The 8,705-nt window shown below is 71.1% G+C and carries 11 protein-coding genes and 1 pseudogene; 2 read left to right on the top strand and 10 right to left on the bottom strand.

Annotated features, from left to right (window positions below; genetic code table 11):
• Positions 1-97: 97 nt before the first annotated feature.
• The 4 genes from G6021_RS05635 to G6021_RS05620 form a co-directional block, all read right to left on the bottom strand.
• Complete coding sequence (locus tag G6021_RS05635; protein ID WP_182640827.1) at positions 98-1,021, bottom strand: L,D-transpeptidase; 924 nt, start codon at positions 1,019-1,021, stop codon at positions 98-100.
• Positions 1,022-1,147: 126 nt separating this feature from the next.
• Positions 1,148-2,035 carry a L,D-transpeptidase gene (locus G6021_RS05630; protein ID WP_182640826.1) on the bottom strand — a complete coding sequence of 296 codons (888 nt, stop codon included), beginning with the start codon at positions 2,033-2,035 and terminating at the stop codon, positions 1,148-1,150.
• Between the two features lie 562 nt (positions 2,036-2,597).
• The gene (locus G6021_RS05625) at positions 2,598-3,560 is read right to left on the bottom strand and encodes a hypothetical protein (RefSeq protein ID WP_182640825.1); all 963 of its coding nucleotides are present in this window, start codon (positions 3,558-3,560) and stop codon (positions 2,598-2,600) included.
• A 69-nt stretch (positions 3,561-3,629) separates the two neighbouring features.
• On the bottom strand, positions 3,630-4,253 hold the full coding sequence (locus tag G6021_RS05620) for a TetR family transcriptional regulator (protein WP_179523581.1): 624 nt from the start codon (positions 4,251-4,253) through the stop codon (positions 3,630-3,632).
• A gap of 93 nt (positions 4,254-4,346) precedes the next feature.
• Here G6021_RS05620 and G6021_RS05615 point away from each other — a divergent pair, with 93 nt between their 5' ends.
• Positions 4,347-4,895, top strand: a complete 549-nt coding sequence (locus G6021_RS05615) for a DUF2020 domain-containing protein (protein ID WP_182610643.1) — start codon at positions 4,347-4,349, stop codon at positions 4,893-4,895.
• Positions 4,896-4,913: 18 nt separating this feature from the next.
• Here G6021_RS05615 and G6021_RS05610 read toward each other — a convergent pair whose 3' ends face one another.
• The 6 genes from G6021_RS05610 to G6021_RS05585 all read right to left on the bottom strand — a co-directional run bounded on the left by G6021_RS05610 (position 4,914) and on the right by G6021_RS05585 (position 8,249).
• Complete coding sequence (locus G6021_RS05610; RefSeq protein WP_182640824.1) at positions 4,914-5,096, bottom strand: hypothetical protein; 183 nt, start codon at positions 5,094-5,096, stop codon at positions 4,914-4,916.
• Entirely contained in the window at positions 5,096-5,896 is an 801-nt protein-coding gene (locus tag G6021_RS05605) for a class E sortase (RefSeq protein ID WP_304816387.1), read from the bottom strand. The genes G6021_RS05610 and G6021_RS05605 overlap by 1 nt, the downstream gene beginning before the upstream one ends.
• Positions 5,893-6,495 (bottom strand): TetR family transcriptional regulator, encoded by a 603-nt coding sequence (locus tag G6021_RS05600; RefSeq protein ID WP_182640823.1) that lies wholly within the window; start codon positions 6,493-6,495, stop codon positions 5,893-5,895. The genes G6021_RS05605 and G6021_RS05600 overlap by 4 nt, the downstream gene beginning before the upstream one ends.
• A 123-nt stretch (positions 6,496-6,618) precedes the next feature.
• Positions 6,619-6,909, bottom strand: coding sequence for a GlsB/YeaQ/YmgE family stress response membrane protein (locus G6021_RS05595; RefSeq protein ID WP_182640822.1), 291 nt, complete (start codon positions 6,907-6,909; stop codon positions 6,619-6,621).
• A gap of 159 nt (positions 6,910-7,068) precedes the next feature.
• Positions 7,069-7,356 carry a GNAT family N-acetyltransferase gene (locus tag G6021_RS05590; protein ID WP_179523577.1) on the bottom strand — a complete coding sequence of 96 codons (288 nt, stop codon included), beginning with the start codon at positions 7,354-7,356 and terminating at the stop codon, positions 7,069-7,071.
• Entirely contained in the window at positions 7,353-8,249 is an 897-nt protein-coding gene (locus G6021_RS05585; protein WP_182640821.1) for a universal stress protein, read from the bottom strand. Before G6021_RS05585 ends, G6021_RS05590 begins: the two co-directional genes overlap by 4 nt.
• 257 nt (positions 8,250-8,506) lie before the next feature.
• Here G6021_RS05585 and G6021_RS05580 point away from each other — a divergent pair.
• Positions 8,507-8,705: pseudogene (locus G6021_RS05580) on the top strand (pseudouridine synthase); the annotation flags it as partial.

Raw genomic sequence — 8,705 nt, 5'->3', positions numbered from 1 at the left:
GGGCGGCGCCGCGTCCGCTCCGCCGCGGTGCGTGCCCGCGGACGGCATCGTCGGCGTGCTCGCGCCCGTGCCACCGAGGTAGGCCGGGCGTCCCGCGTCAGTAGTTCCAGTCGCCCTGGCCGTCGAAGGCGCCGAACTGCCGACCGGGTCCGTTCTTGACGATGAACGGGTCGCCGTTGCGCGAGTTCTCGTAGTACCAGCGTGCGTCCTCGGGGCTGACGTTGATGCAGCCGTGGGAGACGTTGCGGACGCCCTGGTCGGCGATCGACCACGGGGCGGAGTGGATGTAGATGCCGTCGTAGCTCAGGCGGACGGCGTCGTTGATGATCGAGTCGTACCCGCCGTCCTCGATCCGCAGCCCGAAGGCCTCGGAGTTCATCCGCACGTTCCGGCCGCGCTGACCCGTGTAGTAGACGCCGTTGTAGGTCTCCCAGCCGCGCATCCCCGCCGACGCCCGCATGGTGCGCACGTGCTGGCCGTTTCGCGTCACGGTGATGTGCTTGGTGCGGTCGTCGTATTCCGCGATCAGCGCGTCACCCGTGCGGAAGGCCTGCTGCCGCTTGCCGCCGGCCCAGACGGTGACCGAGGTGTTGACCGGCCAGAAGGAGTGCGGGCGCCACCGCACCTCGGAGTTGTTGACCCAGTAGAACTTGCCCGCCACCGGGGGCTCGGTACGGATGCCGAGCGTGGCCTCCGCGCGGGCCCGGTCCGCGATGGGCCGGTCGAAGAAGAACATGACCGGCTGCGCCACGCCGACGATCTCGTTCTGCGTGGGGAAGACGTTGACGTCTCCGTACTCGGGCGCGGGTCGGTCGGGACCGATCACCGGGTAGGTGAGGACCGGCATCGCCCCGACACCCGGGATGAGCGGGGTGGGCAGCGGCGCGTTCTCCAACTGGGGGATGCCGGGCGGGCTCGGGGGCATCACGGACTGCGCGTTCGCCGCCGGGGCGAGCCCCAGGACGAGGGCGGCCGCGGCGAAGATCGATGCGAGGACCGGGATCCGGGGCGAACGGGTCATTGCTACTCCTGGGGACGACGGAGACGAGGGGTACCTCTCAGACTAGGCGGAGGACTCTCTTAGGGTGTCGTGCGCCATATCGATTGTGTTTCACCCCGACCCGCGGGGGTCGGCCCGGCAGCCGGCTCAGTAGTTCCAGTCCCCCTGGCCGTCGAACTCGCCGAACTGCCGTCCCGGGCCGCCCACCACGATGAACGGATCGCCGTTGCGGGTGTTGTCGTAGTACCAGGCCGCGTCCTCGGGGCTGAGGTTGATGCAGCCGTGGGAGACGTTGCGGACGCCCTGGTCGGCGACCGACCACGGGGCGGAGTGGATGAAGATGCCGTCGTAGCTCAGGCGCACCCCGTTCTCGACGGTCGTGTCGTATCCGCCCGCCGTCCTGGACAGCCCCCAGGTGGAGGAGTCCATCCGGACCTCGCGGGCGCGCCAGCCGTTGTAGTAGATCCCGTTGTGGGTGGGGTAGGCGTCCCGCCCCGCGGAGGCCCGCATCGTCCGGACGATCTGCCCGTTGCGGGTGACGGTGACCAGGTGGGTGGCGTCGTCGTAGGTCGAGACGACGGCGTCGCCGGTGCGGAAGACGTTCTCCCGCCCGCCGGCCCACACGGTGACCGAGGTGCCCGCGGGCCAGAACTCGTGCGGCCGCCAGCGGAGTTCCGAATCGCCGACCCAGTAGAACCTGCCCTGGACGGCCGGCGCCGTGCGGATCCCCACGGAGGCCTCCGCCCGGGCGCGGTCGGCGACGGGGCGGTCGAAGCGGATCATGACGGGCTGCGCCACTCCCACGGTCTCGTCGCGGGTGGGGTAGACCGACGCCACCGGCTCCACGGCGGGGCGCGGCGGAGCCGGCACGGGGATCGTGAGGACCGGTTGAGAGGCCAGCCCGGGCAGCTGGGGGAGGGGCGCCGACTCCAGGCCGGGGAAGGCGACGGACTGCGCTGACGCGGCGGGGGCCAGGCCGACGACGAGGCCGGTCGTGACCAGGAGGGTCGCGAGGAAGCGGGATCGGCGGGACATCGTTTCTCCTTCGGCCGCGGGCAGGCGGGCGGCGGTGATGGTTCGGGCGGGTGGAGTCGGGCCACGACTCACTCAAATCACATGCGCCACACAGGCAACATCAGTAACAGTACCTCGGACCGCGGGCGGCTGGGTACCCGTTGCGCCGGGCGGGCTCCACGGGTCCGATCCGTGCGGCCCCCGGGGCGCCGGGCGACAGTTCCAATGTTCATTGGTAACGGCGCTCGCAGAACCGCTGGTAGATACTCCGACTCCGTTTATTGACCCAAAGTCAACAGAAGAACCGCAGATCATGGCCTTGCCTGCGCCACGGGTGCAACATAGAGTTCTTCCAGTCACCGGCCGGGGGGTGCGGTGGCGAGGTGAAGTGCGGACGAGGGGCTGTTACTTCACGACGAGGGGCCGGTATGAATACCGGGGCACCTGGGGGGGTGTCGGCCCGCCGCCTTCCGAGGCGAGCGTGGATTCCGGAAGGCGCGATGCGCAGTCCGCAGGAGGGAACGGCGTCGGATGCTGAGGGGCTCCGGCGTCGTTCCCCATTTCCGCGCCGGGCGGCCCGGGTTCAGTCGAGGATGTGCTCGGCGACCCTGCGCAGGCCCTCCAGTGCCCGTGCCTCGGCATCGGGCGAACGCGGCGTCTCCGGGCTGATCAACGTGATGTGCCACAGGTCGTTGTCCGCGATGAGGATCGTGTGGACCTCGACGCCCCCGCCGGCCGGGGCCGCCACGCAGTCGATGTACGCGGTATCGAGTTCGGGTCGGACCGGGGCGGGCGCCTCGGGAGCGGCCGGGGGTGCATCCTCGATCGACGCCCCGTCGGCTCCGCGGATCTCCGAACACGCGTACCGCACCCCCAACATCGCGGACTGGCCGCGCAGCGCGGCCTGGGGGCCCCCACGTGGCTTGACCACCCCGGCCGCGAAGGTGTCGGGGATCTCGTCCCGCTCACCGGTGGTGGTCCGGGTGGTCGTGGGCGAGGTCGTGGGCATGGGCTTGACCTCCGTGGTGGTGTCGGCCCCCGCCACGGACTCGGGCTCCTCGCCCGTCCCGTCCCCGGGGTCGGCAGTCCCGGTCGCCGTCGTCCCTGTCGCCGTGCCTGTTCCCGTCTCCGACCCGTCTTCCGCCTCGGCCCCGTCTTCCGCTTCTGCCTCGGCGTCCGCCTCCGCCTGCTGCATCTCGTACAACTCGGGCGATCCCGGACCGCCGTATGTGCACATCAGGCCCAGATCGCCGGAGCCGATGGGCTCGACCTCGGGCATGTCGGCGTCGGTGAGCTCGATCAGTTCGGCGGGCGTCAGGTCGAGGAGTTCACACGCGTTCAACCGCACGTCGGGATCGGGACGACCCTCCACCATCGCCGCGGCGATGTCGGGCCGGGGTTCCGGCGAGATCCGGGGTGGACCAGTCTCGCCGGCGTCGGAGAAGCCGAGCGCGGAGCACCCCGACACGGCCACCATCGCCGCCGACGCCACGAACCCCCGGGCGATTCGTCCCCCGGTTCCGGGACGGGGTCGCTGCGATCGCATGGGCCGATCCTACGACGTCGGCGTCCGATCCCTGATCCCGACCGCTCCGCGGACGCCCGCCCGGACGGGTCAGGCGTCGCCGGGGAGGATCTCGGTCGCCCTGATGACGGCGTCGAACGACTCGCGGATCCGGTCCTCCAGGAGGGTCGGCGACTCGTCGGTGCGCCACTGCTCGACCGCCACCCGCACGATCGCGATGGACGCCGCCGCCACCGTCGCGGCCTCGACGGACCCGGGATCCCTGCCCTCCCGGCGGGCCACCAGGGCGGCCAGCTCCTCCTCCGTCCGGGACAGGATCGCGTACACCTCGGTCCGGATCCCCGGTTCCCGCCGCCACATGTCGTGGAACCGGTTGAACAGAGGGGTCTCCTGCCGGGCCATCGCGACCTGCAGCCACAGCAGGCGGGTGAGCGCGGTCAGCGTGGACACGGACCGGTCGGTGAGGAACAGGTGCACCGCGTCGCGGTCCGGGGGGAAGGCGTCCGGGATGCACGCGGCGGCCTTGGAGGGGAAGTAGTTGAAGAACGTCCGACGGGACACGTTGGCGGCCTTGGCGATCTGGTCCACCGTCACGGCGTCGAGCCCCCGCTCGAGGGCCAGGTCCAACGCGACCGAGGAGATGGTCTCGCGCAGCTCGCGCCGGCGATGCTCGGTGCGGTCGGCGCCCTGCGCCTGCGTGGGTGGGCCGGTCATGTGGGCGCCTCCCCGTCGGTGGTCGATGAGTGTCGGTCTCTCAGTTCGGTGGTGATGACCTTACCCAGCGGGTCGGGTCCTATCCTGGTCATCATGCGTATCGCCGCCACGACCCTTCTCGCACCCCTGTCCGTCGTCCTGCTCGGCGTGATGGCGGGGTGCGGCGGGGACACCGAGCCGGCGCCGGAGATGGGGACGATCCGGACCGCGCCGCCGGAGACCAGCGAGCCGGAGATCCCGCAGGTCGAGCCGGTGACCAGTGCGGAGTGCCCGTACCTGTCGGTCGACGAGGCGTCGAGGCTCAACGGCGAGCTGGCCACCGACGTGCGGATCGACGACCGCGTCGACCCCGCCGCCTGCTTCTTCTACAGCGCCGACGGGGCAGTCCAGCTCACGACCACCGTGTACTCGGTCGAGTCGGAGGAGCGGGCCACCGAGTTGGTGGACGGCTCGGCGCCGGTCGGCGAGTCGGAGCGCTCGGACGTCGAGGGCGGGTGGACCGGTGGCCGCACCGGCGGCCCGGGGGGCGCCCTGGTGGTCCTGGCCCGCGGGACACAGGTCCTGGCGGTGCAGTCCACGCAGGAACAGTCGGTCAAGGTCCAGCGGGTGGCCGAGCTCGTCGCACCCCGGGTGGCCGACTGAGTCAGGGGGCCGACGTGCTCAGGGGGCGGGCGGCGAGGCCCCGACCGGGTCGACCGCCACGTGGGAGTACGGCATGAGCGCCTCGACCGCGGGGAACACCACCTCCATCAGCAACAGGAACACCGCCGCGATCAGGACGACGACCAGCACGATCCGCACCGGCGTGGGCCCGGGGAGCCTCCGGTAGAGCCAGGCGTACATCACCGACCCCCCAGCTCGGCGGGGAGTTCGCCGGGTACCCGCGCCTCGCTTCGTTCGAGTACCGCGTGCACCACGAGCCGTTCCGCCGCCGAATACTGCGGATGGCACGTGGTGAGCGTGGCCAGGGGCAGCAGGTCGGGGGAGGCGGGCTCGGCGCGTCCGGGTACCGCGTCGATCACCCACACGTCCTCCGGGCGGACCACCGAGACACCGGACAGTCCCTCGTACATGCCGGACGTCGCGCGGTCGGCGAGGTCCGTGGGTAGGCATTCGGCGGCCCGGGCGCGGGCCGAGGCGCGGTCGGGGGCGTCCACGGGCAGTACGCGGTAGACCAGCCACCGGTCCGCCGTGGCGTACACCAGGGCGTCGCACGAGCGCAGGGCGTCCAGGTCGTTGAACGGCGATCCCCGGCCCACCCGGTGCCCGGCGACGGCGAAGTTGCCAGGCTCCCCCGGACCCTGGGTCTCCGTGTAGTGCCCGGGCCCGGTCTCCAGCGCCGCGTCGCTGGTCCCGGACACCACCGCGAACCGGTAGTCCGAGCCGAACGCGGGGATGTACAGACGGGCGAACGCGGTGCCGTCGGCGAGTCCGGAGAGCCCCGGGTCCCCGTCGTCGACGCCCGTACCGCGACCCCGCGGGTTGTCTTGTCCACCCCACCGCTGGTCCAGTTCGGCGTCGGCGGCGGACTGGGCGCGCGCCGCGCCCAGGTCGGTCCACCACACCTGGTAGACGACGAAGAGTGCCAGTACGACGCCGAGCGTCACCAGCACCTCGCCCACCACACCCGCCGCGCGCGTCACGAGGGTTCCGTGACCATCCCCAGGATGAGCTCGGCCATGCTCCGTGCCGTCATCGCCGAGGTCTCGACCTCACCGAGCATGGCGGCGGTGACGGAACCATCGTGGAGGATCGCCAACCGGTCCGCCAGGTCGGCGATGTTGTCGGGGTCCTCGAGCCCCATGCCGGCGAGCTCGGACCGGAGGGTCGAGGCGACCCAGGCCCGCTGGTCGGACACCGCCGCCCGGATGGCGTGCTCGCCGGCCGTGCAGGGGCGGGGGAACTCGATGGCTGCGGCGAGGTGGCACGAGCCGGGGGTCGCGGGCTCCACGCGCTCACGGACGATGTCGAACAAGGCGAGGATGCGTCCGCGCGAGTCCGGCGCGGCGTCGGCGCGTCGCTGCCACAGGTCGCGGTCGCGTTCGGCCATGGCCCGCAGGTACGCCACGACGAGCTCGTCCTTGGAACCGTAGGTGTTGTAGAGGCTGGCCTTGGCGACCTTGGATTCCCTGAGGATCCGGTCGATCCCCACCGCGCGGATCCCGTCCGTGGAGAACAGGCGGGTCGACGTGGCCAGGAGCCGCTCCCGCGGTCCGGGTTTGGTCGACCGTGCGCTCGTCACAGGGGACAGACTATCGGCCTATCGGAGTGATGCCGGAATTGTCGGGCGCTCGCGTCGAAATGCGGACGGCCCGGCCCCGATGGATCGGGGCCGGGCCGTCCGGCACGTTCTGGTCTGACCTGATCAGACGCGGGTGCCGCGGTTGCTGCGACCACTGACGAGGCTGACGAGCCAGATCACGAGGCAGGCACCGACGATAGCGGCGAGGACGCCGGGAATGGAGAAGGCCGCCGGCATAACGCCTTCCTCGCTGCCGCCGGTAAGGAACGAGACGAGCCAGCCGACGATGAACGCGCCGACGATGCCGGCGGCGATGTTGGCGAGGATGCCCATCTGGGCGTCACGCTTCATGATCTTGGAGGCGATCCAACCGGCGAGTCCGCCGATGATGATCCAGGCGATGATTGTCCCCATGATGTAGTCCTTTCCCGAGAGTTTCTCGGCCCGAGTGCGAGCCGCACCCACAGCAGAACACGCTTGCGCCCCGAACGCCTCCGGTCGGGCCGTGTGTGGGGTTAATCGTCGCTTATTCGTTACTCACCTGCACCTCAGGTGTCATGTGAGCAGTGGCTCTCAGGCGAGGTCCGCCGAGTCCGGGTTCTTCTGGACGTAGCGCTCGACGAACTCGCAGGCGGGCCGCACCCGCAGGCCCTCGTCGCGGGTGACCGCGAGGGCCTCGCCGATCATCCGCCCGGCCAGGCCGCGGCCGCCGAATTCCTTGTCCACCACGGTGTGCGGGAAGGTCCTGACGCCGTCGGCGTCGCTGTAGTCGGCGAAACCCGCCACGACGTCGTCGACCACGATCTCGAACCGGCCGGCGGCGGCATTGCGCTGCACCCGGATGTCCTCCCCGGCGCTCACGAGTGCGACTCCGGGCGCACGACCATCACCGGGCAGGGCGAGGCCTGCAGGAGCGCCCGACTGGTCGAGCCGAGGACCATGCCGGTGAATCCGCCCCGCCCGTGGGACCCGACGACGACGAGCTGGGCCTTCTCGGCCTGCTCCACGAGTGCACGGACCGCACGATCGCGGGTGACGACCCGCTCGATCCGCACGTCGGGGTAGCGGTCGGAGAAGCCGGCGAGCCGCTCGGACAGGACCTCGAGCTGCTGTTCCTCGAGCTGCTTCCAGTCCTCGTCGGTCAGCGCGATCCCCGCGGCGGCGGCCTGGACCTGCGGGTCCATCCAGGTGTGCACCGCGATCAGGGTGGCGTCGCGGGCTGAGGCCTCGGCGAAGGCCCACGCGGTGGCCTTGGTGCTGACCTCGGAACCGTCGACCCCCACCACGACCGGGCCCGAGCGGTCGAGGTCGTCGGTGTCCTCGCGGGTCACCACGACCGGGCAGAACGCGTGGCTGGCCACCGAGGCCGAGACCGAACCGAGGACCATCCCCTTGATCCCGCCCAGTCCGCGCGAGCCCAGGACGATCATCTTGGCCTTGCGGGAGTAGTCGATCAGGACCTGCGAGGGGTTGCCCTCGACGATCGCGTGCGAGACCTCGATGTCCGGGGCGACCTTGAGGGCGGTGGCCCTGGCCTGCTCCACGATCGGCTGGCACTCCTTCTCCAACTCGTCGTAGACGGGTTGGGGCGGGACCATGCCCTCGGCGAACATGGCGGCCGGCATCGTGTAGCTGGTCACCAGCACGAGCGGGACCCGCCGGGTGGCGGCGGTGTTGGCGGCGTACGCGACGGCGCCGGTCGAGGCTGCTGAACCGTCGATGCCGACGACCACGGAATTCTCGAGTGAAGCCATACGCCCGAGGATACCGCCGCGGGTGGTTCGTGGAGGCGTTCTCAGAACTCGTCGGGGAAGGGGGCGTTGGGCGGGTACGCCATGTTGAAGCTGCCCTGGAACGCCGGGAGGAAGGCGCGGCCGGGACCGAAGAGGAAGAAGTCGACAACGGCGTCGATCATGGGTGCTCCTGGGGTGAAGGGGGCAGCTGGCGCGCGAGTGACGCATGAGGTGCCTGGGGCGAAAAGTGAGTGTAGCCCAACGACTAGGCTCTGCCTATGGCGAAGTCCGGACGACCGCGCAGGCCACTGCCCTTGCGTGACGGCGTGGACCCGGTCCGGATCCGGCTCGCCGACCCCGGTCGGGGGCCCCGCAGCATCCCCGAGGAGTTGCGCCGGCGGTTCCCCGACCGGCTCGCCGAGCTCGAGGCGGCCCTCGCCTCCGGCCAGGTGGTCACCGCCGACGGGGTGGCCGTCA

It is taken from the genome of Dietzia sp. CW19 (assembly GCF_014145265.1).
Taxonomy (GTDB): domain Bacteria; phylum Actinomycetota; class Actinomycetes; order Mycobacteriales; family Mycobacteriaceae; genus Dietzia; species Dietzia natronolimnaea.
Note: the sequence above shows the minus strand (reverse complement) of the source record. Positions and strands in the feature narration are given on the sequence as shown.

Coding starts and splice junctions, on each gene's coding strand:
- G6021_RS05635 (WP_182640827.1), bottom strand. CDS start 1,021: ATGACCCGTTCGCCCCGGATCCCGGTCCTCGCATCGATCTTCGCCGCG.
- G6021_RS05630 (WP_182640826.1), bottom strand. CDS start 2,035: ATGTCCCGCCGATCCCGCTTCCTCGCGACCCTCCTGGTCACGACCGGC.
- G6021_RS05625 (WP_182640825.1), bottom strand. CDS start 3,560: ATGCGATCGCAGCGACCCCGTCCCGGAACCGGGGGACGAATCGCCCGG.
- G6021_RS05620 (WP_179523581.1), bottom strand. CDS start 4,253: ATGACCGGCCCACCCACGCAGGCGCAGGGCGCCGACCGCACCGAGCAT.
- G6021_RS05615 (WP_182610643.1), top strand. CDS start 4,347: ATGCGTATCGCCGCCACGACCCTTCTCGCACCCCTGTCCGTCGTCCTG.
- G6021_RS05610 (WP_182640824.1), bottom strand. CDS start 5,096: ATGTACGCCTGGCTCTACCGGAGGCTCCCCGGGCCCACGCCGGTGCGG.
- G6021_RS05595 (WP_182640822.1), bottom strand. CDS start 6,909: ATGGGGACAATCATCGCCTGGATCATCATCGGCGGACTCGCCGGTTGG.
- G6021_RS05585 (WP_182640821.1), bottom strand. CDS start 8,249: ATGGCTTCACTCGAGAATTCCGTGGTCGTCGGCATCGACGGTTCAGCA.